Annotated in this window: 24 protein-coding genes; 10 read left to right on the top strand and 14 right to left on the bottom strand. The window is 52.0% G+C overall.

Going from position 1 to position 25,190, the window contains the following annotated elements:
• The first annotated feature begins 63 nt into the window (after window positions 1-63).
• On the top strand, window positions 64-1,071 hold the full coding sequence (locus OGY01_RS19335) for a porin (protein WP_286493540.1): 1,008 nt from the start codon (window positions 64-66) through the stop codon (window positions 1,069-1,071).
• Window positions 1,072-1,771: 700 nt separating this feature from the next.
• On the opposite strand, the gene OGY01_RS19330 is transcribed toward OGY01_RS19335, so the two are convergent.
• From OGY01_RS19330 to OGY01_RS19305, 6 genes are all read right to left on the bottom strand, one after another.
• Window positions 1,772-2,023, bottom strand: coding sequence for a putative Se/S carrier protein (locus OGY01_RS19330; protein WP_045439354.1), 252 nt, complete (start codon window positions 2,021-2,023; stop codon window positions 1,772-1,774).
• Window positions 2,020-2,787, bottom strand: coding sequence for a putative 2-hydroxyacyl-CoA dehydratase activator YjiL (gene yjiL / locus OGY01_RS19325; protein WP_045439357.1), 768 nt, complete (start codon window positions 2,785-2,787; stop codon window positions 2,020-2,022). The genes OGY01_RS19330 and yjiL overlap by 4 nt, the downstream gene beginning before the upstream one ends.
• Before the next feature lie 9 nt (window positions 2,788-2,796).
• Complete coding sequence (locus OGY01_RS19320) at window positions 2,797-3,948, bottom strand: double-cubane-cluster-containing anaerobic reductase (protein ID WP_286493539.1); 1,152 nt, start codon at window positions 3,946-3,948, stop codon at window positions 2,797-2,799.
• A gap of 119 nt (window positions 3,949-4,067) precedes the next feature.
• On the bottom strand, window positions 4,068-4,307 hold the full coding sequence (locus tag OGY01_RS19315; RefSeq protein ID WP_045439361.1) for a DUF2164 domain-containing protein: 240 nt from the start codon (window positions 4,305-4,307) through the stop codon (window positions 4,068-4,070).
• A gap of 9 nt (window positions 4,308-4,316) precedes the next feature.
• Window positions 4,317-5,597: a DUF445 domain-containing protein gene (locus OGY01_RS19310; protein WP_045439364.1), complete on the bottom strand. Its 1,281-nt coding sequence runs from the start codon at window positions 5,595-5,597 to the stop codon at window positions 4,317-4,319.
• A 73-nt stretch (window positions 5,598-5,670) separates the two neighbouring features.
• Window positions 5,671-6,597 (bottom strand): LysR family transcriptional regulator, encoded by a 927-nt coding sequence (locus OGY01_RS19305; protein ID WP_045439367.1) that lies wholly within the window; start codon window positions 6,595-6,597, stop codon window positions 5,671-5,673.
• Window positions 6,598-6,820: 223 nt separating this feature from the next.
• Between OGY01_RS19305 and OGY01_RS19300 the strand changes: the two genes are divergently transcribed.
• From OGY01_RS19300 to OGY01_RS19290, 3 genes are all read left to right on the top strand, one after another.
• Window positions 6,821-8,053: a dicarboxylate/amino acid:cation symporter gene (locus OGY01_RS19300; RefSeq protein ID WP_286493538.1), complete on the top strand. Its 1,233-nt coding sequence runs from the start codon at window positions 6,821-6,823 to the stop codon at window positions 8,051-8,053.
• A 31-nt stretch (window positions 8,054-8,084) separates the two neighbouring features.
• Entirely contained in the window at window positions 8,085-9,275 is a 1,191-nt protein-coding gene (metC, locus tag OGY01_RS19295; RefSeq protein ID WP_045439378.1) for a cystathionine beta-lyase, read from the top strand.
• A gap of 242 nt (window positions 9,276-9,517) precedes the next feature.
• Window positions 9,518-10,078 (top strand): YagU family protein, encoded by a 561-nt coding sequence (locus tag OGY01_RS19290; protein ID WP_045449427.1) that lies wholly within the window; start codon window positions 9,518-9,520, stop codon window positions 10,076-10,078.
• 97 nt (window positions 10,079-10,175) lie between these two features.
• On the opposite strand, the gene mdtM is transcribed toward OGY01_RS19290, so the two are convergent.
• The 3 genes from mdtM to OGY01_RS19275 all read right to left on the bottom strand — a co-directional run bounded on the left by mdtM (window position 10,176) and on the right by OGY01_RS19275 (window position 13,260).
• Window positions 10,176-11,417, bottom strand: coding sequence for a multidrug efflux MFS transporter MdtM (mdtM, locus tag OGY01_RS19285; RefSeq protein WP_045439381.1), 1,242 nt, complete (start codon window positions 11,415-11,417; stop codon window positions 10,176-10,178).
• A gap of 325 nt (window positions 11,418-11,742) precedes the next feature.
• Window positions 11,743-12,396 carry a LysE family translocator gene (locus tag OGY01_RS19280; protein ID WP_045439384.1) on the bottom strand — a complete coding sequence of 218 codons (654 nt, stop codon included), beginning with the start codon at window positions 12,394-12,396 and terminating at the stop codon, window positions 11,743-11,745.
• Window positions 12,397-12,444: 48 nt separating this feature from the next.
• On the bottom strand, window positions 12,445-13,260 hold the full coding sequence (locus OGY01_RS19275; protein ID WP_045439387.1) for a helix-turn-helix transcriptional regulator: 816 nt from the start codon (window positions 13,258-13,260) through the stop codon (window positions 12,445-12,447).
• Between the two features lie 230 nt (window positions 13,261-13,490).
• Between OGY01_RS19275 and OGY01_RS19270 the strand changes: the two genes are divergently transcribed.
• Window positions 13,491-14,429, top strand: a complete 939-nt coding sequence (locus OGY01_RS19270; RefSeq protein WP_286493537.1) for an Rpn family recombination-promoting nuclease/putative transposase — start codon at window positions 13,491-13,493, stop codon at window positions 14,427-14,429.
• 58 nt (window positions 14,430-14,487) lie between these two features.
• On the opposite strand, the gene OGY01_RS19265 is transcribed toward OGY01_RS19270, so the two are convergent.
• Window positions 14,488-15,900 (bottom strand): aminotransferase-like domain-containing protein, encoded by a 1,413-nt coding sequence (locus OGY01_RS19265; protein WP_286493536.1) that lies wholly within the window; start codon window positions 15,898-15,900, stop codon window positions 14,488-14,490.
• A gap of 176 nt (window positions 15,901-16,076) precedes the next feature.
• Here OGY01_RS19265 and OGY01_RS19260 point away from each other — a divergent pair, with 176 nt between their 5' ends.
• The 4 genes from OGY01_RS19260 (at window position 16,077) to OGY01_RS19245 (ending at window position 18,982) form a co-directional block, all read left to right on the top strand.
• Window positions 16,077-16,241, top strand: a complete 165-nt coding sequence (locus tag OGY01_RS19260) for a DUF1127 domain-containing protein (protein ID WP_071828888.1) — start codon at window positions 16,077-16,079, stop codon at window positions 16,239-16,241.
• Window positions 16,242-16,389: 148 nt separating this feature from the next.
• Entirely contained in the window at window positions 16,390-16,854 is a 465-nt protein-coding gene (locus OGY01_RS19255) for a MarR family transcriptional regulator (RefSeq protein ID WP_286493535.1), read from the top strand.
• A 6-nt stretch (window positions 16,855-16,860) separates the two neighbouring features.
• Entirely contained in the window at window positions 16,861-17,928 is a 1,068-nt protein-coding gene (locus tag OGY01_RS19250) for an HlyD family secretion protein (protein WP_286493534.1), read from the top strand.
• Window positions 17,918-18,982 carry a DUF2955 domain-containing protein gene (locus tag OGY01_RS19245; protein WP_286493533.1) on the top strand — a complete coding sequence of 355 codons (1,065 nt, stop codon included), beginning with the start codon at window positions 17,918-17,920 and terminating at the stop codon, window positions 18,980-18,982. Before OGY01_RS19250 ends, OGY01_RS19245 begins: the two co-directional genes overlap by 11 nt.
• 104 nt (window positions 18,983-19,086) lie before the next feature.
• Here the strand turns inward: OGY01_RS19245 and yjiA are convergent, their stop codons facing one another.
• The 4 genes from yjiA to OGY01_RS19225 form a co-directional block, all read right to left on the bottom strand.
• Window positions 19,087-20,043 carry a GTPase gene (gene yjiA, locus OGY01_RS19240; protein ID WP_286493532.1) on the bottom strand — a complete coding sequence of 319 codons (957 nt, stop codon included), beginning with the start codon at window positions 20,041-20,043 and terminating at the stop codon, window positions 19,087-19,089.
• 12 nt (window positions 20,044-20,055) lie between these two features.
• A complete protein-coding gene (locus OGY01_RS19235; RefSeq protein ID WP_003830038.1) occupies window positions 20,056-20,250 on the bottom strand; it encodes a YbdD/YjiX family protein in 195 nt (64 codons plus the stop codon).
• A 50-nt stretch (window positions 20,251-20,300) separates the two neighbouring features.
• A complete protein-coding gene (btsT, locus tag OGY01_RS19230) occupies window positions 20,301-22,451 on the bottom strand; it encodes a pyruvate/proton symporter BtsT (RefSeq protein ID WP_286493531.1) in 2,151 nt (716 codons plus the stop codon).
• A 261-nt stretch (window positions 22,452-22,712) separates the two neighbouring features.
• Complete coding sequence (locus tag OGY01_RS19225) at window positions 22,713-23,240, bottom strand: hypothetical protein (RefSeq protein WP_048222146.1); 528 nt, start codon at window positions 23,238-23,240, stop codon at window positions 22,713-22,715.
• A gap of 252 nt (window positions 23,241-23,492) precedes the next feature.
• Between OGY01_RS19225 and tsr the strand changes: the two genes are divergently transcribed.
• Entirely contained in the window at window positions 23,493-25,157 is a 1,665-nt protein-coding gene (gene tsr / locus OGY01_RS19220; RefSeq protein ID WP_045449429.1) for a methyl-accepting chemotaxis protein, read from the top strand.
• The last annotated feature ends 33 nt before the right edge of the window (window positions 25,158-25,190 follow it).

Genomic DNA, 25,190 nt, shown 5'->3' with positions numbered 1-25,190 from the left:
GTGGGTACGCTGCCCTCATAACAAAGTTGATAGCAAAATTCACAATTAAAAGTGAGTAAAAATATGAAAAAGACAGCAGTGGCATTAACAGTGATGGCATTAGGGGTAACTTCCGTTCATGCAGCGGAAATTTATAACAAAGATGGCAACAAACTGGATCTGTACGGCAAAGTAAAAGCGGTTCATTCCTGGACTGATGGTACTGATACTGACGGTACCTATGCACGTTTGGGTTTCCGCGGCGAGACACAAATCAACGATCAACTGACCGGTTATGGCCAGTTTGAAAGTCAGTTTGATGCCTCTAAAGCAGAAGGGTCGCAGAATGGCGTTAATACACGTCTGGCGTTTGCTGGCCTGGATTATGGTCACAACATTAGCTTTGACTATGGCCGTAACTACGGTATCGCTTACGATGTGGGAGTTTACACTGACACTCTGTCAGAGTTCGGTGGTGACTCCTATGAAGATACTGACCGTTTCCTTACTACACGCACTTCTGGTGTTGCAACACTCCGTACCAAAAATCTGTTTGGCGCCGTTGATGGCGTAAACGTGGCTGCGCAATACCAGGGTCAGGATGATTCCGACGCTAACCCTGCTAAGCAGCATGGTAACGGCTACGGCTTCTCTCTGGGCTATGACAACATCGCGGATTCTGGTGTGTCTGCTGTTGCAGCCTATTCAACCAGTGCGGTGACTACCGATCAGAAACACCACGGCTGGAATGGGGAAAACGCAGAGTTCTGGGGGGCTGGCCTGAAGTATGACGCTAACGCTATCTACGTTGCGACCATGTATGGCGAATCCCATAACCTGATTCAGGACGCGGACAAAGCGCAGCACTTTGAAGCGATGGCTGCCTATGTGTTTGATTTCGGTCTGCGCCCGAACGTGGCTTATGTACATGCGCGTGATGACAACAATACTGACCTGACCGAATATGTCGCGCTGGGTACAGACTACTACTTCAATAAAAACATCGTTGCTGATGTTGGTTACAAGATTAACCTCCTCAATGGCACTAACGGTGACAACGAAGTCGTTGCAGGCCTGACCTATCAGTTCTAACTTTTTGTTATGATATGAAAAAGGTATCTTCAGTAAGATACCTTTTTATATTGAGTCTTTCTTCCCGCTATTTTCATATTGATAAAAAAACACAAGCAATGGCGCAGACTTGTAAAACAAACGCTACCTCCTGCCAAAGAAACATCGTTGTGGATGTCAATATAATAAACGAAACCACGCTGCCAACAATTTCTATAACCCTTTACTATATCAACTAAACTGAAAAGAACAATTAGACCAATAATGGGGTTTTTAGTCATGGTATAAGCTATTTCCGCGAGCGTTGTTGATGTTGAATTGATATGTCCATTTTTACGCATTTTCCGCCAGTTCTTTGTAAAAAGAACTAGAAAATGTCTGGCTGTTATTTGTGTGCTATTAAATTTTGATATTGAATTGCGGAGTCATCTGAACACTATATATATCTGGTGACTTTCTGGCTTAGAGCTTATCCCATTAGGCTATTTTACTTGCCAGTTTGAGCACTGCCCGTGTCCAAACTGACACCAACAATATACGCTTACTGGGATCCTGTTACTCTTTATGAATATACCCGTCATACTTCAAGTTGCCTGTGCGTTGGCAGCACTCGCTAACCCCAGTCACGTACTTGTGTTCGCTCCTTGGTATTCACTCGTTTGCCGCCTTCATGCAACTCGAATTATTTTGGTATGTATTATAAACAGACGGGCTTGAGCGGTCAGGAGGCGGCAAACGTGGCAATGCAGCGCCACTCTCCGTCCTCAAAGCGGTAAATAGATTCGGTATGTCCCGGGATCACCCACTGCGCTTCCTCATCCGCAGCACAGTTCACATAGATACACAATCCGCAGCCACCGCGCAGCTGGCGGGGGATATCCGCCACCCGAAAGTTGATCGCTGCAGCCTGTAACGCCTTGCGCATTTTGATGACGCCGACGGTGGAATGAAATAAGAACAGCGTTTCCGTCACTGGCGTTTCCTCTGACGATGGCCAATCAGTGCTGCACCCACGGCACCGGCAAATTGTGCGTCGGGATGGGTATGAACGGGGATGCCGAGATGCCCTTCGAGCATACGCGCGAAGGCGTTGCAGTGGCTGACGCCGCCGGTAAACAACAATGGCCCTTGTGCTGAAAGCCGCCCGATAAAGTTCGCGCTGCGTCTGGCCATCGCATTGATCACGCCTGCCAGAATTGCTTCCGGCGCAATGCCTGCTGAGCGCAGGCTGATAACTTCTGACTCGGCAAACACTGTACACATGCTGCTGATAGCATGTGGTTCTACGCCTGCGGTAATGGTATCGAGTTGCTCCACACTGGCGCCAAGAGTGCGTGAGATGACTTCCAGAAACCGTCCGGTCCCGGCCGCACATTTGTCGTTCATTAAAAAATCGCTGAGGTTGCCATCATCGTCCAGCTGTATGACTTTACTGTCCTGACCGCCGATATCAATCACCATACGGGTGTCGGGCGCCAGCAAGCGCGCCCCCAGTCCATGACAGGAAATTTCAGTGACCTGCTTATCGGCATAATCCACGAGCTGACGTCCGTAACCCGTGAGGGTTAAAAACGGTCGTACATCCAGCCCGGCTTGCAGTGTTTCCCATGCCTGCGCGATCGCTTCTGCGGGGCGAAAAGGCGTAGGACAGAGGAAGCGGCGTTTGATAATACCTCCTTCCAGCAGAATGCCTTTGGTCGCCGTGGAGCCGGAATCGATCCCTATTGAGTATGTCATCCGTGCTCCTCACAGCATTTCAATAAACGCTGCAACGCGGGTGCTCAGCTGGCCGATATCTGCGCTGGAGTAGTCAGTTTCAATGGCGATATAAGGAATATTGTGTTGCTGGCGAACGTGGCGTTTAATCGCAAGTGATTCAACGGCATAGGTATGACAGGCTTGTAGGATAACATCGACAACGCCGTCGGCTTGATACTCTTCGACCATCTGGCTGAGCATTTTCAGACGCTGATCGTTAGGTGAGATACAGGAGCAACCAATAGCGAGATATTTATCGGTCAGCGCATCATAGACGTCGCCGGTTTCTTCCACGCACTGTTCTGTGGCTTTAGCACCGGTGCAGTTTTCATAGCCCACCACCCAGCCGCCGTTATCTTCAATGGCGCGGACTACTTTTTCTGCCGCACCGCCAATAGGACAACCGGTGATCAGAATGCGGGGCCGTGATTCCAGGCGTTTGCCGTCCTGCCATTCCTGACGTACGCGCTCGGCCATGCTGTTCAGCTCGTCGATAAGCGCCTCTTTATCAAAACGGAAGGTCGCGCCGTACACCACTTTCAGGATGTCACTGCCGCTGAGCGCAGGCGGGTTGAGTTGGCCAACGCGGTAGAAATTCGCCAGCGCGCGACGTTCTCTGTTTTTGAGCATAATGGCTTCACGTAGCGCAGCTTCGGTAATAGGGGTACCAAAACGGGCTTCGATACCTTGTTGCAGACGCAGGATCTCAGCTTTCCATAGCGTACGAGAGGCCGCATCGTTGGCGCTGTTGGGCAGTTGCATCACATGTACCGCTTTAAATTCGGCCATGTACTCGTACATCTTCTTCTTGCCGTCGCAGGTGGTTTCGCCCACCACCAGGTCAGAAAAGTAGAAGTAGGGGCATTTGTCGGTTTTACCAAAGCCGTAGCTGCTTTTGATCAACGGACAGAGGTTACGCGGGAGGTCCTTTTCAGCTTCTTCAATGGTTTCGTCAGAGGTGGAACACAGCGAAACGACAACAGCGCCAGCAGCCATCGCGATCTCTTGCGGCATAAAGGTGCAATAGGTCCCAACGAGCGGAATTCCCTGCTCTTTAAGATCCATTACGGTAAGGAAGCCTTTCTGACGAGCGTCGGAGAATTGGTTGAAAATGGCGGGTAAATCAGTGATAAGCGACATGGTTTTCCTTCCCCGTAACACGGGAGACAGTGAAAAGACGCCGCATTATAACCTTATAGTTATTGTGTATTTATTGATCTCCCTCGCGATGTATACATTTGTCCATCTACAGTATGCGGTCATAGAATTTTCTTCAGATCCATTTCTTCCTGGATCCGTTCGCTCCAGGCAATATGGGTGCGGATCGCCTCTTCAATTCCCGCGTTGTAGAAAGCAGATCCCAGTTTTTCGATAATAAAATCAATAAAGAACTCGGCGTCGAATTGTTCAAGCTCAAGATCAAAGTGGTCGCTACAGTACGTTTCAAGCTCGCTACGCAGACGATCACGATCCGCCGGGGCCAGAGTGATTTCAGCCATTTTTTCTCCTTAAAAATTCGGCAGTGTCAGCAGGGAAGGAATTTGCGACAACAGATATAACACCAGTCCTATAGAACCGCCAACCAGCGTGCCGTTGACGCGAATAAACTGCAAATCTTTGCCGATGTTAAGCTCGATTTGCTGTGACATATCACGCGCATCCCAGCTTTTTACCGTGTCGCTGATATGGCGTGTCAGGAAGGTAGCGAACTCCGGTGCGATCTTACGCGCGGCCTGCTCAAGATGCCCATTCAGCGAAGCGCGCAAGGCGCTGTCGGCAACCAGCGTTTCACCGAACCACTGCCCGGCACTGGCGATACGCTGTTTCACGCGGGAATCGTCGGCGTTAATGTCGGTTTTCACCCACTGGCGCAGATCCGCCCACAACTCGCCGAGATAACGGTTAAAGGCTTCATCCTCTTTCAGATAGCTTTTGAGACTTTCCGCCCGGACAGCCATCTCCGGATCGTGTTTGAGCTTATCAATCAGTTTAAACGTGGCGCGATCGAAGGCATGGCGGATCTGATGCGTCCGATCGTGGCTGATGTCATCCAGCAGGGAGTTGACCGCATCAGACACCAGCTCGGCGCTGTGCTCGCCCAGCCATTCGGTCGGCAGGAGTTTCGCTTTTAGCGGGTGTTCTGTCTCCAGCCAGCGCACGATCTGTTGCGCAATAAACGCCCGTGAGCTGTCGCGCTGTAGCAGGGTGATCAACTGCGTAATCAGCGTGTCGAGCAGCTCCTGGTGGCGATTGTTTTTGGTCATGCTTTCCAGCATTAGCGCACTGGTACCGGAAAGATCAACCTTGTCGATAGCCTTGTGCACCGCGCGCTTGATCAGCCGCTGGATGCGGGAGTCGTCGGTCAGTTCGAGAAAACCACTCATAATTTGCAGCAGGTGCTGACCAATGCGCTGGGCGTTTTCCGGCTGGCTGAACCAGTTACCAATCAGCAAGGCCGGCTCATGGCGGCGGATCAACGCCACCAGCGACTGGGTATCGAGGAATTTTTCCTGCACGAACTGACCGAGGTTCTCGCCGATTCTGTCTTTGTTACGCGGGATGATCGCCGTGTGTTGCGAGATAAATGGAATCGGTACCCGACGAAAAAGTGCCACCACGGCGAACCAGTCCGCCAGTGCGCCAACCATCGCCGCTTCGGCTATCGCCTTGATTCCGAGTACCCAGAAGTTTGGCGGCAGAAACAGGGTGATGACGAACGTCGCAGCAGCGATCAGCAGCAGAGAGAGCGCCAGTCGCTTGGCGCGTTTGAGTTCAGTAATTTTATTCATAGGTTTAAGGATAGAGCCAGACGCTGGGATCGCGCAAAAAATGTGGCGTACCTCCCATTTTTAGGTGGAGATTTTACCCAGGGATCCAGTTGTCCCATGCGGGTAATGGGCCGAGTTCCGTTACCAGAAAGTCGATAAACGATCGCACCTTCGGATTACTGTACTTGCTGGGAAAATAGAGCGCGTAAAGGGCGTGGGTTTCGCAGGTGATGGTGCCATCGAGCATCAGCGGCGTTATCTCTTCTTTTTGAATATGATCGCCAATCAGATAGGTGGGTAAATACGCCACCCCTTGATCTTCTAATACCGATTTCAGCAATACCAGGCTGCTGTTGGCCTGGATTGGCATGTGCAGCTTCAACTGATGCAGACGATCCTGTTCATCTGCCACTTTTAGCACCGGCGTGAGGCCGGGGTAAACCAGACAATCATGATTCACCAGATCGCTACGGTGCTGGGGCATACCTTTTTTGGCAAGGTAGCCGGGTGATGCGCAGTACGCCCAGCGGATAGGCACCAGCTTGCGCATCGCATAGTTTTGTGGCGGTGCTGTGGAGATGCGCAGGGCGATGTCGAAATCTGTTTCGTTCAGATTGACAAAGTTATCGTTGAGATCGATATACAGATTCACATCCGGGAACTGGGAGCGATATTTATCTACCAGGTTTACCAGTCGTGAATAACCAAAAGCAATCGAACAGGTTATACGTAATTCACCCTGCGGACTGTGGTAATAGCCGGAGGTCGTGTTCAGCGTTTCATCAAACTCTTTCAATAACTTATTCGCGCGGTTAAATAAATATTGCCCTGCATCGGTCAGAGTAATACTGCGGGTGGTACGTTTAATTAATGTCGTACCCAGCGTGTCCTCCATGGCAGTCAGGCTTTTACTTACCGCTGAAGGCGATACGTTGAGTTGCGCGGCGGCTTCAGATAATCCTCCGCAGTCGACGATTTTGACAAAAAACTCCAGATGCTTGAGTGAAATCGGCGTACTCATTGTTTCCTTAAATTCACAAGTGATTTGCATAAACGGTACGAATAGGCCGTTACATTCGCGTTTTAAACATGCAACTATTGAATCACAGGAAACAACTTGCTGGCAAAATGAAAAAATAACAACTTAAGTGAGTTGCATCACAAATATAAGGAGGCGGAGCGAAAACTCATCAAAATGTGAATTTAATCTCATTTAATATTTTATAATTTTAAAGGTACCCATTATGTGGTCACGACTCGAACCCTACAAATCGTCGATTATTTTATTAATTGCTCTGGTTATTGGTGGCTTATTAGGTATTTATGCCCCGACGTTTGCAAGTAAACTCCAACCAATAGGTCAGATATTTTTAAACCTGTTATTTATGATTATTGTGCCGCTGGTGGGTATCAGCGTCATGTCCTCCATCGCCAGTATGACCGACCTGAAAAGGCTGGGACGTATTATGGCGATTATCTTTATTGTCTCGATCGCAATGGCCTTTATTCCGGCTGCCGGAATTGTGGCGCTGGCGCTATGGTATAACCCGGCGCAGGGCGTCACTATCGATCTTTCGCAGTCTGTACAGGCGGGCAGCGGCAAGATGGATTTTGTCAGTATGATCACCACCAGTGACTTTATCGGGCTGTTTTCTAAGTCCAATATTCTGGCGCTGATCGTGATGGCGATTATCGCCGGAGTGGCGATAGGACAATCTGAACAGGCGGGTAAGCGTATTGCGTCGCTGCTGGAAGATGCCAACACCGTCATCATGAAGATCGTTTCAATCATTATGAAAGTGGCGCCGATTGGTCTTGGCTGCTATTTCGCCGCCACGATGGCCAGCCAGGACTCTGGTCTACTGTTAACCTTTGCCCGCGCAATTGGTCTGTTTATGGTTGCCACGCTGGTCTACTTCGTTTTGGGTTCTATTCTCTATTCGTATATTGGCGGCGGTATTCCGGCGGTTAAAGCCTTCTGGCGTAATGCGATTGAACCGTCAGCCACGGCGTTAGGGACGTGTTCTTCACTGGGCACACTTCCTGTGACACTACGTGCGGGTAAGGCGATGGGAATTAACCCGGAAATCGTTGATGTCTCTATTCCGCTACTGGTCAACCTGAATAAAGGCGGCGTGGCGATGATTGCCGCACTGAAAATCGTCTTTATCTATTCGGTGCTGGGCATGGAGTTCACCACTGAGACATTCTTCCTGACGATGCTGATTGCCGTTCTCTCCGCCATTATTGTCGGCGGTGTACCGGGTGGGGCGTTTTTAGGCGAGATTTTTATCGTGACGACGCTGGGCTTGCCGATGGAAGCCATCCCGATGCTGGTGGTGCTGGGCACGATTACCGATGCTCCGGCCACGCTGATTAACGTGATCCATGATTTGAATGCGGCACAGATTGTCGAGCGGTTCGCTGGAAAAAAGCAGGCCAATACTGAAATAAACTCTACTGCTGCGGTGGTATAGGTTTTCACACGGATTTAGAACAGGAGAAGTTATGAAAGACGCAATCAAGCTTGAAACGCAACTGGTCGTTGCTGGTCGCGACAAACGTTACACCCAGGGAGCGGTGAATCCGGTGATCCAGCGCGCCTCTTCGCTGGTGTTCGATACCGTGAAGGACAAAAAATTTGCCACCGCCAATCGTGCGAATGGCGAACTGTTCTACGGTCGTCGCGGAACTTACACACACTTCGCATTCCAGAAGGCAATGAGCGACCTGGAAGGCGGTGCGGGTTGTGCGCTGTACCCGTGCGGTGCGGCGGCGGTCACCAATGCGATTCTGGCGTTTGTCCAAAGCGGCGATCATATCCTGATGACCGGAGCGGCCTATGAACCCACTCAGGATTTCTGTAATAAGATCCTGAGTAAATTCAATGTGGAAACCACTTATTACGATCCGCTAATTGGTGCAGGCATTGTCGATCTTCTGCGCCCTGAGACGAAAGTGGTGTTCCTGGAATCCCCCAGTTCAATCACCATGGAAGTGCAGGACGTGCCGGGAATGGTGAAGGCGATCCGCGCGGTGAACCCAGAGATCGTCATCATGATCGACAACACCTGGGCGGCGGGAGTGCTGTTTAAAGCGCTGGACTTCGGCGTGGATATTTCCATTCAGGCTGGCACGAAGTACACCATTGGCCATTCGGACGGCATGCTGGGGACGGCGGTGTCGAACGCCCGCTGTTGGGATCGTTTGCGTGAAAACTCCTATCTGATGGGGCAAACGCTGGATGCCGATACGGCTTACAACGGTAGCCGCGGATTACGTACGCTGGCTGTACGTCTTAAACAGCACCAGGAGAGCAGCATCCATATTGCGCGTTGGCTGTCGGCGAGACCTGAAGTGGCGCGGGTGAATCATCCGGCGTTACCGGAATGCCCCGGTCATGAGTATTTTCAGCGTGATTTTGCCGGTAGCTCAGGCCTGTTCTCGTTTGTCCTGAAAAAGAGACTGACCGACGAACAGATGGCGAATTTTCTCGATAATTTTTCTTTGTTCCATATGGCCTATTCGTGGGGAGGATTCGAATCACTCATTCTGGCCAACCAGCCGGAAGAGCTGAACAGCATTCGCCCAGCCGGGGATGTCGATTTCAGCGGAACGCTGGTCAGGGTGCATATCGGCCTGGAAGATGTTGGCGATCTGATTGCTGATCTGGAAGCGGGGTTTGCACGAATCGCGTAACGTAAAGTGATAAATGCAGACACTTATCCGGCCTGCTGTAGCTACACAGGCCGGATAAAGTGCTTGTTTTGCGGGGTTGCATAGAAGTTGTGGTCGACAATACTAATCAAAACACATCATTTAGAATCAAATTAGATCATTTTTTGTCAAAATTAATCTTTGTCACAATTTTCATCATCTCATACGGGTAGCATTGATCAGGATCCTCAATGTTATTATTTTACGTAAGGGATGGTTATATTATGAATCTTAATGATTTTTTTATAAGAACAGCGCCGGAACGTCGTCATTATGGTGTCGCGTTACTGGTTGGTATCGTTTCCGGGATTCTCTCTGCATTTGTTAAGTGGGGGGCTGAAGTCCCACTTCCTCCCAGAACGTTTTCTTTGGGACGTAATGAATTTAATCCGCCGTATCTTTTCCTGAGAGACTATCTGGGGATTGATCCGACGCAGACGGTTTACACTTTTTCAGAACACGTGATTAATCCGGTGATGGTAACGCACATCATTTTTTCCTTAGTCTTTGCAGTGGGTTACTGTGTCGCTGCTGAAATTTTTCCGAAAGTAAAACTTTGGCAAGGTGTGTTAGCGGGATTGATCGTGACAGTGGCTGTTCATGGTATCTTCATCCCGGCATTTCATCTTTCACCACCGTTGTCCCAACTACCATTCGATGAATATGTTTCTGAAATAGTGGGGCACATTTTTTGGTTTTGGGTGATTGAAATGATTCGCCGTGACCTGAGAAATCGGATCACGCATGAACCGGATGCTGAAGTCCCGTTACATTTAGCCAGATGATCAAAAGTAGATGCACTATTTATGGCTTGTTATGGCTTGCCCCCGACCTGCAAACACGAATATTAGTGTTCAGGTACCGGGGGCAGCTTATAGAAGTTTAGTTTTCGGTGACTAACGCTGTTGCCTCATGCTGACGCACACGCTTCAATAATCCGGCCAGCGTGAACACCACGGCAATACCCGCCACGACCGCCAGCAGGTGAAACGAAAGCCTGCCGCCGTTAAACCACAGCCAGCGTCCGACTTCGACCGAAACTGCCATCACTGTCAGGATCACCATGTTTAGCGACGCGGAGACCGTACCCTTCGGCAAGTTGTTAGAAAACAACGTAAAACGGAATAGCGTCGGGAAGATCATCCCGATGCCAAATGCATACAGGCTGGTCCCCAGCACCGACCACAGCCACACATGCGGCCACAGCAAATTACCGCCAATCAGCACCGCCAGTCCGCTCAGTTGAATGGGCGCAGCACGCCAGATAAAGCGTGGCTTCGTTGGATCCTTCACAAAACGCACGACCACCATATTGGCGACGATCACGGCACCAAATACCGGAGCCTGCGCCCAGGCAAACTGCGATGTGGTCATGCCGCCGGCATCAATCAGGATCACTGGCGAAACCGCTACCCAGCTCATCATCGGGATATAACTCAGCGAAAGTGTGGCTGCGCCAAAGAGGAACACCCGGTTGCGAAAAACGTCGCGGAAATCACGCAGTACGCTGCGCGCACTGAACGGCACCGAGCCGCGCTGGACAGTTTCCGGCATCGCTAACGCTAACCCAATCAGGGCGATAAGCCCCATAGCGGCGATAATGGCAAACAGGATCTTCCAGTGTACAAAGTGCATCAGCGCCGCCCCGGAGAGTGGGCCGATAACCGGCGCAACCAGCACAATGGAGGTGATTATCGCCATCAGTTTAATGGCCTTAGTTTGACCAAATGCCTCCTGCACCGTGACATAACCTACCGTGGCGATAAAGCAGATGCTGGTGCCCTGAATAAAACGCGCGATCAGAAATTGCGTCATTGAGGTGGTGAACAACGTGGCCGCACAGGCAAGAGTAAAGATTAATGCTCCTGCAATCAGTACCGGTCGGCGGCCAATTCGGTCGGAAAGCGGACCTAACAGCCACTGCAGCGCCATACCTCCCGCCAGATACAGACTGACCGCAGCCGGCGCCAGGCTGACATCGGCGTTAAAATCCCGTACTACATTAATGATGCCGGGCTGGATCAGGTCCGTCGACAAATAGGCGGCGAAGTCATATAAAATCAGCGCGATGGGGAAGAATAGCGTTGTGGCGCGTTGGGCGAAAAACGCGAAAATCCGTTGCATAAAAACAGCTCCTTGTCGGGAGAATACCCTCAACGGGAATAGCGAAATTCAATACCGTCTTTTGAGACGTCAGGCTGGTGACAGAAAAAACAGACTGCAGATGTACTGAATTTCATGTAATCAAAAACGCTGTCTGCGCGAAGCACAAACAGGACATACGCATCTCTGATGAGGTCAGAAAGCGTAACGATTACAGGTAACAATCAGCACATCACACCTCGGGAAGAGAATTAAGTTGAACGGAAAATAGTCAAACCGCAGTGTAATGCGAATTGGATGATAATTAAACGAGTTTATAGGGTTAATCTGAAGAAAATCACCATGCTTAACTGAGCGTGAGGCTGTGTAAAAACCGCAGTGCGATCGCGCTGCCGAAGATGATCAACACGCCTCCAGCGATGCGCTCGATCCACAGGATCCCTCTGGTTAACCGTTTCTGGATCTGCGGCAAACCGATGAACATCACGATCAACAGATCCCAGACCAGCACTACGCTCGTCATCCAGATACCGCTAACGGTTTGTTGTAGCAACGTCACCGACGGGCCGAGCAGGGCGGTCATCAGCGCCAGATAGAACAGCGCATTTTTGGGGTTGAGCAGTGATGAACCCAGTCCCAGCAGCAGTTGTTTGCCAAATCCAGGGCGATTGAGGCGGGCATCTGCTCCAGCCACGATTTGCGGACGACTGCGGATTAGCAGGCTACCAATCCACAATAAATAGAGCGCACCCAGTAATTCAATGGCTGTAAACAGCAGAGGGATCTGTCGCAGGATCCCCCAGCCGATAATTGCTAGCAGGATATACAACCCATTGCCGATGGCGATGCCCACGCACAGCCCGGCGCTACCACGCAGCCGATAACGTACAGCGTAGGCGATCAGTAAAAAGAAATCCGGCCCGGGACTGAGCAACGCCATAAAATGCGCCAGCGCCAGTGCGGGAAAAGCGGAGGGGAAGAGTGCAGAAAGCCGTTCCATAGTGACCTCAGAATGTGAATCTGCGATCACCCTACGCCTGACATAACGTTAATTATTGTCTGATATTGATCGTCCCAACGCGTACTGACGCGGCGTGGCTGCGGTGTAACGAACAAAGGTGCGATGGAAATGGCTCTGGTCGGCAAACCCGCTCTGGTAGCTGACATCGGCAATATCATCCCCGGCGCGCAACCGCCCGCGGGCATAGTTAATCCGCACAATATTCAGGTAGCTTCCCGGCGTCAGCCCGGTATCTTGTTTGAAAGTACGGATCAGCGTTTCTTTACGCATGCTGCATTCATTGGCCAGCTCATCCAGCGAGGGCGGCGCCAACAGGCTGGACTGCAACCGCTCACGCAGATACTGACTGGTGACGCTTAGGTTAGTTGGTTTTCTCGACAGCAATGGCAGTGAACGCAGCAGCACAACTGCTGCATCGGTTATTTGCGCCGTCCGCTGTTGGCGCATTAACGCCACAAGATGCACATAGCACTGAAATAACGGTGGGTCATGGATCACGGGTGTGGGCGAGTAAAATTGCGGGTTACAGTTCAATGCTGAAAGATGAGAGCGACACCACTGCGCATCAAGATAGAGCATATGGTAACTGCGAAACTGCCCGCTGACAGGGTTGCAGCTGTGAGGCACCAGAGGCGGGATCACGATGAGATCGCCTACGCTCAGGCGGTATTCCTTGCCATCACATATGCAGCATGTCTCTCCTTCAAGAATCGCCCCAATCGAAAGCTGGGGATGGTGGTGACGCTTATAGGCCTGCTGACTGCACCAGGTGCTGCGCAGCTCCAGCCACGGAAGCTGTTCATCACGCCAGAATGACTGTGGAATATCGCGGGTATGCGTCACATCGTGTCCTCCATGAAACTGATGGTTTGTTATAGCACAGGCCGCATGGTGAAAAAGTGGTGTTGTGTATCGACATGGTGCTTTTACGTAATGCATTCCAGAGAAATGCGAACGTTGCAGAGAGACGAATTTATCTCTGAAAATGCCTCGCAAAGGTAAAAAGTAGGAGGTGAGGGCGTGGTTTACCGGCGCTACAGTCACGACATCTTACTTTCAGGTGACGGATTGCTATGAATAAAGCGCCAGCCTCCACACCGCATGATGCAGTTTTTAAGACGTTTTTACGTCACCCTGAGACCGCGCGGGATTTTCTGCAGATTCATCTTCCTGCTTCGCTTCGTGAAATTTGCGATCTTCAGACGCTGAATCTCGAGTCTGACAGTTTTATTGAAGAGGATCTACGTGCGTATTATTCCGATGTGTTGTGGTCTGTGAAAACGACGGAAGGGGATGGATATATTTATGTGGTGATTGAACACCAGAGCACACCGGATGCGCATATGGCGTTCAGGTTGATGCGCTATGCGATAGCAGCCATGCAGAAACATTTAGATGCCGGACATAAGCAACTGCCTTTGGTGGTGCCGATGCTGTTTTATCACGGTGCCAAAAGCCCGTATCCCTGGTCGCTGTGCTGGCTGGATGAGTTTGCTAACCCAGGGCTGGCACGCCAGCTGTATGCTGCAGCGTTTCCGCTGGTAGATATTACGGTTATCCCTGACGATGAAATTGTGCAGCATCGACGTATGGCATTGCTTGAGCTAATCCAGAAACATATCCGTCAGCGCGATCTTATGGGATTGGTTGAACAAATTGTTTCTCTGCTCGTTACCGGGTCCACTAATGACAGCCAGATTAAGACACTGTTTAATTATATTTTGTGCACCGGCGATGCACCTTGCTTCAATGAGTTTATCCGTGAGATTGCCGAACGTTCACCGCAACATAAGGAGAATTTGATGACGATCGCAGAAAGGCTGCATGAAGCAGGATTACAAAAAGGGAGGCTGGAAGGTCGAGAGGAAGGGCTACAAGAAGGGCTTATCGAAGGTCAACGCGCTGAAGCACGGCGTATTGCTCGCACCATGCTGGCAGACGGTATTGAGATCAGTACGGTACAAAAAATTACCCGGCTTCCCACTGATGAACTTTATAACCTGAGCCATTAGGTATTACGGGAATGGCGTACTCTCCAGCCTGGTGAACTTACGCTACCGGGCATTCAATTTATTCTATCGCCACCTTTACCGCTTCGCCGAGCTTCTGCATCACTTCCCGATGCTTCTCGTTTGGCGGTAACGCGCAGTTAATGCGTACACAGTTGCGATACTTCCCTGAGGCAGAGAACAGCGATCCCGGTGCGACCTGTATTTTCAGCCGACAGAGTTGTTTGGCGACACAGACCATATCGACCTGCAGCGGTAACTCGACCCACAGCATAAAGCCGCCTTTGGGGCGGGTGACGCAGATCCCACAGGGGAAATATTCCCGTACCCAGCAGGTGTAGATCTCCATATTACGCTGATAGATCTGGCGCATACGCCGGACATGGCGATGATAGTGGCCGTCGCGCACAAAGGTTGCCGCTGCCAACTGCGTGGCAGGAACGTTGGTGCCGATAACGGCGTATTTTTTATGCAGAAGTTTGTCATGGTATCGGCCAGGAACAACCCAACCCACGCGCAGGCCCGGCGCTACGGATTTGGTAAACGAACTGCACAACAGTACCCGACCGTCGATATCCCAGGAGTGGATGGTGCGCGGGCGCGGGTATTCTGTTGCCAGCTCGCCATACACATCGTCTTCAAAAATAACAATATCGTGGCGCTGAGCGAGGGCGAGGACCGCCCGCTTACGCGCATCCGGCATAATAAACCCGAGCGGATTATTGCAATTAGGGACCAGAATCACCCCTTTAATGGGCCACTGATCCAGCGCCAGTTCCAACGCCTCAACACTGATGCCGGTATCCGGATCGGTTGGGATTTCAATAACCTTAATCCCTAAACCGCGCAGTAGCTGCATCGTACCGTAGTAGGCGGGCGATTCTACGGCGACGATATCTCCTGGCTGGCAGACCGTCAGTAGCGCCAGCGACATTCCGCTCTGGCTACCGTTGGTGATGATAATGTCATCTGCATTGACGACCGAGCCGCCGTCCAGCATCAGACGGGCAATCTGATTACGCAGTTCGCGGCATCCAGCCAGTTCGTCGTAGCCCAGCACCGCTCCTAAATTGTGCTGCACTACGCGGCTTAATTCGCGCCAGAGTGGTTTCAGGCTGGGTTGATTGATATCGGGGACGCCGCTACTGAAAGGAATTATCGATTTGTCTGCATGACCTGCCAACATGTCCAGCACCTGATCCCACTGGGTTATCTCCACCGGACGCTGGACCGGGCGCGACATCAGTGGTACGGGCGGCTGCGCTTTTTGCGGCGCGACAAAGTAACCGGAACGCGGCTGCGGGGTGATCAGCTGCCGCTGTTCCAGCGTCTGATACGCCTGCTGGACGGTACTGATACTCACCCCGTGTTCCTGGCTCAGGCTGCGCACCGACGGCAGTTTTTCACCATGGCGATACAGCCCCTGCTCAATGCGTTCGGCCAGTAGTGTGGCCAGATGTTGGTAACGGGTCATGCTGTATCCCTCATTGTTGCCATACAGATGGATAAACCAATACAGAACGATGGAAAAAACCGTATGCAGATACTGTTTTAATCAATCTGTATGTTAAATAAAAGTACTTTTTGAATCTGTATTGTCTGGCGGTAAATCCGCGAAGATAAGCCTCTGGCAAGGCGGGGAGGCAAAGTATGGAATTTCACGAGAATAAAGCAAAACAGCCGTTTATTGGTTTGGTGCAGATCTGGCAGGCGATAAAACGCTGGCATCTGCGGGCGCAAACGCGGCGTATATTGCAGCAGATGAGCGACGAGCGGCTGCGGGATGTCGGGCTGCGACGCGATCAGGTGGAATGATTTTTCTTCCGATGACAAAGGCAGGTGGTTATCGCCCTGGCCTTTTTTATATTCACGATATTTATCAATTCATGCTTCTGGTTGGTCCGTTTCTTGATACTTACCCTGATAAGTATTATTTTCTTTTCAGCGATGAGAGGAAAGTAAGATGACTGAAGATGAACTGTTTGCCTGCCGACCGATGGGGATGCGCATGGCAATGGTGGTGCGCCAGTGGCGGGCCATTATTGATGCTGCCATCACCGATACTGGCCTGACGCAATCAAGCTGGACGGTGCTGATGCAACTGCATCAGTTGGGTGACAATGTTTCAGTCAGCGAACTGGCGGAGGTGCAGGGCATTGAACTGCCGCCGCTGATGCGCACCCTCTCGCAGCTGGAAAAGCAGGGGTATCTGCTGCGTTCCACATCGCCTTATGACAAACGCATCCGCCTGCTAACGCTGACCGCGCAAGGCCGCTTAAGGCTTGAAGAACTTAACCGGGTGATTGAGACATATCAACATCGCGTCACCTGCACCATTCCTGAAGCGGAGCTTGACTCTTTCAGCGCGACCTTAAATCAACTCGCCTGCAATTTGCGGACAATCCGCGAAGAAGACAATCAACACTAAAAAACTATGATGACCCCAGAACAAAAATTTGCCCGTTGGGTAAGGGTGAGTATTGCCGCTTTCCTGGTAGTATTCGCCTGGTTTATCGTTGCCGATATCTGGATCCCGTTGACGCCGGACTCCACGGTGATGCGCGTGGTAACGCCCGTTTCCTCACGCGTATCCGGATACGTCTCGCAGGTGCATGTACACAATAATAGCCAGGTGAAGAAGGGCGATTTGCTGTACGAACTGGATCCGACGCCGTTTTTCAATAAGGTCGAGGCCGCGCAAATCGCCCTTGAGCAGGCGAAGCTGGGCAACCAACAGCTGGATGCGCAGATCTCCTCTGCCCGTGCCAACCTGCGCACCGCGCAATTCAACGCCCGCAACGATAAGACTACCTTTGACCGCTATCAGCGCCTGAGTGCCATGCAGAACGTGTCGCAATCCGATCTCGACAAGGTGCGCACCGCCTGGCAAACCAGCGAGCAGTCGGTGGCGGCACTTAATGCCAGTATTCAGAACCTGCTGATTCAGCGCGGTGAGCGCGATGATAAGCGTAACGTGACGTTGCAAAAATACCGTAACGCGCTGGAAGAGGCGCAACTGAACCTCGGCTGGAGCAAAGTGTATGCAGAGACCAACGGCACGGTGAGCAATCTTCAGCTTAGCCCCGGACTTTACGCGACCGCCGCCACGCCGCTGCTGGCGCTGGTCAGCCATCAGACTGATATCGTGGCTGATTTTCGCGAGAAAAGCCTGCGCCACACTCGGGTAGATACCGATGCCGCCGTGGTGTTCGACGCTATGCCGGGCAAGGTTTTCTCTGCCCGTGTCACCAGCAGTGATGCCGGTATTCTGGCGGGTCAGGAGCAGGTTAACGGCCAGTTGTCGCAACCGGAACAGTCTACCCGTTGGGTGCGCGATGCCCAGCGTATGCGCATTCACGTAGCGCTGAACGAACCGCTCGACACGCCGTTACCGACCGGGGCGCGCGCCACGGTACAGCTGTATAACAGCGAGGGGATGTTCGCCCGCACCTTTGCCGGGGCGCAGATCCATCTCGTTAGCTGGCTGCATTATGTCTATTAACACTCTGGCCCACGTCTTTACGCCGCACGGGAACATTGTCTACACCGCCAATGATTTTCGCCAGACCCTGCGTATCTCCGTTGCCGGGACAATCGCGCTAAGTATCTCGACCTTCTACAACGTGCAGTATGGCGTGTTTTTTGTGGTTTATCCGCTGATGCTGTTGTCGCTGGTGCCGGTGTTCAACCGCCATGTGGCAAAACAGTTCGTGTTCAGCGCAGCGGTGAACTGTGTTGAAATGGTGCTAATCGTCGGCTATCTCTCACAGTGGCCGCTGATTATGACGCTGGTGGTGTTCGGCTTGTACGTGATGCGTTTTCGCTTTATGAGCAAAGGGCCGCTGTTTCTGCTCGGCTCGATGGGCGTGGTGTGCCAGAGCACGATGCTCAACTTTATGAGCTATCCCACCACCAACTGGCATACGCTGATGTTCTCCAATATGGAGGCCTGCGTCATGGCAGTGGCGCTGAGCGCGCTGCTGAATTATCTGATCCCGGATGTGGAGGCGCGCCAGCCACCGCCGCGCATTGAGAAAGATGCTGCCCGGGTCCGCCATGAGTCGCTGCTTTCCGGTACGGTGGCGACGATGATTTTTGTCATCTTCCAGATCTGTGATTTGAGTGATTCGCTGTCGGCACTGATGGCGGGCATTTTGATCCTGTTTCCGATGCACTACCGCGGCGCGGTGATCAGTTCTCTCTGGCGCGTGGTCGGTGTGGTGCTGGCCTGCCTGTATATTCTGCTGGTGCAGCTGCTTATCTATGATTTCAGCAACCATATGGTGTTGATGATGCCGCTGATTGGCCTCGGGCTGGCGTTCAGCGCCCGCCTGCACGTAATGGAAAAAGTCGGCGCAGGCGTGGGCTTTGCCAGTATCACCACCATCGGCATTATGTTTGGCCAGAATCTGCACCCGGATCAGGACCTGGTATTCAGCGATCTGTACCGCATCACCTCCGTCACCGTCGCGCTGGTGGCAACGCTGACGATGGTATTTCTGGTTCACAGGATCCTGAACTGCTTTGCCGCGACGCGGTTTGTGATTATGGAGTGAGTGGGGAGTGAGTGCCGGATGGCGGCTGCGCCTTATCCGGCCTACGGGAAAGTGCTATTTGTAGGCCCGGTAAGCGTAGCGCCACCGGGCAAATCAGCAGGGCGTTACTTCTTCAATCCCGCAAACGCTGCTCTGATCTCGTCTTCCGGCAAATTAATCCCGATAAACACAAGCTGGCTGTGCGGTTGTTCGTCGCCCCACGGGCGGTCCCAGTCGGCGCTGTACAGGCGTTGTACACCCTGGAACAGCAGGCGGTTTGGTTCGCCGTCAATCCACAGCATGCCTTTGTAGCGCAGTAGCTTCTCGGCGGATTCCAGCAGCAGATTTTCCATCACGCGGGACACGTCGCTGATGTTCACCGGGTAATCCAGCTCGACGACGATCGAGGAGATATCGTTTTGCTTGTCGGCGATAAAGTGGAAGCGCGGTTTGGCACTGACGATGTTCTCTTCCAGCATAAAACCATTGGTGTCGAACAGTTGTGCGAGGTCGATATCGCCGTGAGTCACGGTATATACCGGGGCGCGGGCATTGATGCGCGCCAGGCGCTCGCGCAATTTTTCACTGTTGCCAGCGACGTCAGTTTTAGTCAGCAGAATGCGATCCGCATAGCCTACTTGCGACTGGGCGATGGTGAACTGATTCATTTGTTCGTCGGCATGTACCGCATCAACCAGCGCAATCACGCCGTCCAGCAGGTAGCGTTCGCAAATCACTTCATGGGAGAAAAAGGTCTGAATAATCGGGCCGGGATCGGCCATGCCGGTGCACTCAATTACCAGACGGTCAAAATTGATGGCGCCTTTGTCGAGGTTATCGAGCAGGTCTAACAATGCGTCTTCCAGCTCGCTCGAACGGGTGCAGCAGATACAGCCGTTGGTCAGGGTTTTGATCTGCGTGGCGCGGTCGCCAATCAGTTGATCGTCCACCGAGACTTCGCCGAATTCGTTTTCGATGACGGCAATTTTGTAACCGTGCTGCTCGTTGAGAATATGGCGCAGCAGGGTCGTTTTACCTGCGCCAAGAAAACCGGTGAGTAGGGTGACTGCAATCGGGGTCATTCATTTCTCCTTCTAACAGCAACTGCTTCCGCCGCTACCGTAGCGGGCTTCCTGGCGCTCGCGGAAGAATTCTTCGTAGGTCATGTACGGCTTATCGGGATGGTTGGTCTTCATGTGCTCGACGTAGTTGTCGTAGTCCGGAATACCAATCAACATCTTCGCCGCCTGACCGAGATATTTTTTTGCCTGACCTAAAGTACCAAACATAAACAATCCTGATAAGCGAAAAGCCCCGCCGGAGCGGGGCTGAATACATCTTAGTGGTGTGAAGAGGTCTTCACGCCGCCTTCCGGCACCGGTACATACGGCGTCTCTTTATCAGAGCGACCGTTGATGGCGCGGGCTTTCTGCCAGGTACGGAACCCGTAGAAAATGATGCTGTACACCACCACCAGGAACAGAATACTCAGGCCGGCGTTGGTGTAGTTGTTGATGACGATATGGTTCATGTTGGCAATCTGCTGTGCGGTCAGCTCACCGCCGTTGGCAATCTTCTCTTTGTACTGATTTGCCATGAAGAAGAAGCCTTCCATCTGCGGGTTGGTGCTGAACAGTTTCAGACCCAGCGCCCAGGTGGTGCAGATAAGCAGCCATACTGCCGGGATAACAGTAACCCAGATGTATTTGGTACGCTGCATTTTAACCAGAACCACGGTGCCCAGAACCAGTGCTACGGCTGCCAGCATCTGGTTAGAGATACCGAACAGCGGCCACAGGCTCTTAACGCCGCCCAGCGGATCAACCACGCCCTGATACAGCAGGTAGCCCCACAGACCTACGCAGCCCGCAGTACCGACAACACCCGCAACCAGAGAGTCAGTTTTCTTCAGGAACGGTACGAAGTTACCCAGTAAATCCTGCAGCATGAAGCGGCCAGAACGGGTACCGGCATCCAGTGCGGTCAGGATGAACAGTGCTTCAAACAGAATACCGAAGTGGTACCAGAAGCCCATGTCAGCCATCGGCAGTACTTTATGGAACACGTGAGCGATACCAACAGCCAGTGTTGGCGCGCCACCAGCGCGGTTCAGTACGGACGGTTCGCCGATATCTTTCGCAGTTTGCAGGATCTGCTCAGGCGAAATCACGAAGCCCCAGGAGCTAACGGTAGCCGCGGCGTGTGCGGTAACGTCTTTCAGTTGCGCCATAATCAGCGGCGCGTTCTCGCCACCCATTTCATGCAGGTTCGGCATGGTGATGCCAAGGCCCGCAGGCGGGGTGTTCATTGCGAAGTACAGACCCGGTTCGATGATGGATGCTGCAACCAGCGCCATAATCGCAACGAAGGATTCCATCAGCATTGCGCCATAACCAATGAAACGCGCGTCGGTTTCACAGGCCAGCAGTTTCGGCGTGGTACCAGAGGCGATCAGCGCATGGAAACCAGATACCGCACCACAGGCGATGGTGATAAACAGGAATGGGAACAGAGCACCTTTCCACAGCGGACCGGTACCGTCAATGTACTGGGTCATCGCCGGCATTTTCAGCTCTGGGTTAAGGATAACGATACCTACCGCCAGACCGACGATAACGCCGATTTTCAGGAAGGTGGCCAGATAGTCGCGCGGGGCGAGGATCAGCCATACCGGCAGCAGCGCGGAGATAAACGCGTAGCCGATAAGCGTAAAGGTAATGGTGGTGTCTTTAAAGGTCAGCGCCGGGCCCCAGTACGGGTCGTGAGCAATCACGCCGCCGAAGTAGATGGAGGCAACCAGCAGCACGATACCAATCACTGACACTTCGCCCACGCGTCCTGGGCGCAGGAAGCGCATGTAGATACCCATGAACAGCGCGATTGGTACGGTTGAGCAGACGGTGAATACACCCCACGGGCTTTCCGCCAGCGCTTTCACCACGATCAACGCCAGCACCGCCAGGATGATGATCATGATTAAGAAGCAGCCGAACAGCGCAATGGTTCCCGGTACCGGGCCCATCTCTTCTTTGATCATCTCACCGAGAGACGCACCGTTACGGCGGGAAGAGATAAACAGCACCATGAAGTCCTGCACAGCACCCGCCAGCACAACGCCGGCCAGCAGCCACAGCGTACCAGGCAGATAGCCCATCTGTGCGGCCAGTACCGGCCCAACCAGCGGACCTGCACCGGCGATAGCGGCAAAGTGGTGACCGAATAATACGTTACGGTTGGTCGGTACGTAGTTCAGACCGTCATTGTTGATGACCGCCGGCGTGGCACGCGTCGGGTCAAGTTTCATCACCTTCTGGGCGATGTACAGGCTGTAGTAGCGATAAGCCACCAGATAAACAGAGACAGAGGCGACCACAATCCACAGGGCGCTGATGTGTTCACCCCGACGTAAGGCCACTACCGAGAGGCAGAAAGCACCGATGATTCCGAGAATCACCCAGGGTATGTGCTTGAATATCTTTTTCGTATCCATAGTAAAACCTGGTATTAGATTAATAATTGGCCGAAGCCGCTTGGGTTTGATCTTGTGTTTGAGGAGGTAAATTGACTGCTATGCTGCAGAGGATCTTGCCAGAGAATTACGCGCGTAAAGTAAGGTAAATAAGTGAGTGGTTGTATGTCAGCTTAAGCGGTCCCAAGTGTCAGTGAGCGGTTTTCATTCGGCGTAACAGTATGAAATTATGTGATTTTCATCACATAATTTCATGGGGCGATTATGAACTGTCGACAGTAGTCACACTGGCTTTGCAATGAGGTAGAGGTAATAGAGGGTTATGAGAATAACAACGGTATAAAATATGTACTTCTCTGCTTTATCGACTTCGTTTCTACTCAGGTGGTTAAGGAAGTCGAATACCCTCCATATCACGAGCAGCATCGCCGAAAAATAAATACCGATTCCAGCCATGCGAAATTCGCCATAGGGCAGCATTGCCAGCGTGAGACCGAGCAGTGTGCCAACAGTGGCCGCCGTGATGGATTTCCCTAGTTCATTGAATTTAAATGAAAATTTTTCATAGAAAAAAGCAGCTAATTTTTTGTCTGGATCAAACCTGCCACTGAATCTCAGTAAAATGACGGTGAGTAACGCATTCAAAATTATCAGGAACATGATGCTTTTGGGCGCGACATTCTCCAGTAAAATATCTGAAATCTCCGGAATAAATAGCTTTGGCACGACCGGGGTCATCGCCCCTAAAAAGAGTCCCAATACCATGAAGGGAAACGCGTTAGAAAGTAAGTCGAGATAATTATTTTTCACAGAAGGACTTCCTTGTTATAGCCGATGATAAAACAGACCCACTATTGGTAGCCGAAGCTTACGGCAATGAAAAGCCCTCTTAAAAGGTGGGGAAAGGAGTCATGGCGCTAGTTTGCGTTATGTATACGAGTGGTATTTACTGCTTTTTTCTGCGCCAGATGTCGCCAGAACATCTGCTTTTTGAACGATATTCGTAAAGTTTTCGCTTTCCAGGCCGAAAATTCTGACATCTGTCTAGCGGAAAGAGAAAACATGTTAAAACGAATGAAGATTGTTACCAGCCTATTGCTGGTACTGGCGCTGTTTGGCCTTTTACAGCTTGCCTCAGGGGGTTTGTTCTTTAACTCATTAAAGAATGACAAAGAGAACTTTACCGTTCTGCAAACTATTCGCCAGCAGCAGTCTGCGCTGAATGCGACCTGGGTTGAATTGCTGCAAACGCGAAATACCCTTAACCGGGCAGGCATTCGCTACATGATGGATCAGAGCAATATTGGCAGCGGTGCGACCGTTGCAGAACTGATGCAGGTAGCCAGCACCGCGCTGAAACTGACGGAAAAAAACTGGGCGATTTATGAATCGCTCCCACGCGATCCGCGTCAAAGCGAAGCCGCTTTCCAGGAGATCAACCGCACGTATGATATCTACCACGGTGCGCTGGCGGAGCTGATCCAGTTGCTGGGTGATGGGAAGATCAATGCGTTCTTTGATCAACCGACTCAAAGCTATCAGGATGGTTTTGAGAAGCAGTATATGAGCTACATGCAGCAGAACGATCGCCTGTATGACATCGCGGTTGAGGACAACAACAGTTCCTACAGCCAGGCGCTGTGGGTGCTGGTATGTGTATTGATTACCGTACTGGCAGCAATTATCGCTGTCTGGTTTGGTATTAAGCTTTCGCTTATTGCCCCGATGAACCGACTGATCGATAGCATTCGTCATATTGCCAGCGGCGATTTGGTGAAACGTATTGATGTGGAAGGTTCCAACGAGATTGGTCAACTGGCAGAAAGTTTGCGTCACATGCAGGGTGAGTTGATGAGCACCGTCGGCGATGTGCGTAACGGCGCCAACGCCATTTACAGCGGTGCCAGCGAGATTGCGATGGGCAATAACGATCTCTCTTCACGTACTGAGCAGCAGGCGGCCTCTCTGGAAGAAACCGCGGCCAGCATGGAAGAGTTGACGGCGACCGTGAAGCAGAACGCGGAAAACGCGCGCCAGGCCAGCCATCTGGCGCTGAGTGCCTCAGAAACCGCGCAAAAAGGCGGGAAAGTGGTGGATAACGTGGTGCAAACCATGCGTGACATCGCTTCCAGTTCGCAGAAAATTGCCGACATTATTAGTGTTATCGATGGTATTGCCTTCCAGACTAACATCCTGGCCCTCAACGCGGCGGTAGAAGCGGCACGTGCGGGTGAACAGGGACGTGGGTTTGCGGTAGTCGCAGGTGAAGTCCGTAACCTGGCACAGCGTAGTGCTCAGGCCGCGCGCGAGATCAAGAGCCTGATTGAAGACTCGGTCAGCCGTGTGGATGTCGGCTCAACGCTGGTTGAAAGCGCCGGTGAAACCATGGATGAGATCGTGAATGCGGTAACCCGTGTGACCGATATTATGGGTGAGATCGCCTCTGCATCTGACGAGCAGAGCCGTGGTATCGACCAGGTTGGTCTGGCCGTTGCTGAAATGGATCGCGTGACGCAACAGAACGCCTCGCTGGTGGAAGAATCCGCCGCCGCCGCCGCCGCACTGGAAGAACAGGCCAGCCGTCTGACTCAGGCTGTTGCTGTATTCCGTATCCAGCACGATCAACAGCGTGCGCGTGATGTTGCTGCAGCAAAACCGGTATCAACCACCGCTCAACCGCGTAAAGCTGCGGTAACGGATGCCGGAGAGAACTGGGAAACGTTTTAACCTATCGCGCCCTCAACTGAGGGCGCTTTTTAC

Origin of the sequence: Citrobacter sp. Cm038 (assembly GCF_030333105.1) — a bacterium.
Classification (GTDB): Bacteria; Pseudomonadota; Gammaproteobacteria; order Enterobacterales; family Enterobacteriaceae; genus Citrobacter; species Citrobacter murliniae.
Note: the sequence above shows the minus strand (reverse complement) of the source record. Positions and strands in the feature narration are given on the sequence as shown.